Below are 565 nucleotides of genomic sequence, written 5' to 3' on the forward strand. Positions count from 1 at the left end.
GCATTTCCTCTCGGTATTTAGCCACCGTTCTTCTTGACACATGAATATCATACTTACTTTTTAAAGATGCTGACAGTTTCTGATCTGAAAGGGGTTTCTGCTTGTTTTCTTCATCTATTAAGTTCTTAATATAGATTTTTACCCGTTCTGAAGATTGTCCTTCACCAGCACTTTCTCCAACATTTGTTGTAAAAAAGTACTTCAACTCAAATAATCCTTTAGGAGTCTGCAGATATTTCTTCGTCGTTGCTCTTGACACAGTGGATTCGTGCACACCCACCATTTCAGCAATTGTCTTCAACGTCATTGGTTTAAGATGAGAAGGACCATGTTCTAAAAACTGTGTTTGACGTTTGACAATAGCATCCGTTACTTTAAGTACCGTTTCTTGACGTTGTTTTACACTGCGTTTAATCCACTGAAACTGCTCATACTTTTTCTTCATATAGTCACTGACCTCAGCCTCACCATTTTTCATCAAAGATTCATAGCGAGAATTGACTGTCATTTCTGGAAGGTGATCCTCATTTAAAAAGACGACAAACTTGCCCTTTACTTTTTTTAC

Annotated in this window: 1 pseudogene; it reads right to left on the bottom strand. The window is 37.3% G+C overall.

Annotated elements, in window-relative coordinates:
- Nucleotides 1-565: pseudogene (locus AOA59_RS26460) on the bottom strand (RNA polymerase factor sigma-54); the annotation flags it as partial.

The sequence above is a fragment of the Pseudomonas sp. 2822-15 genome (assembly GCF_002742515.1).
Classification (GTDB): domain Bacteria; phylum Pseudomonadota; class Gammaproteobacteria; order Pseudomonadales; family Pseudomonadaceae; genus Aquipseudomonas; species Aquipseudomonas salomonii.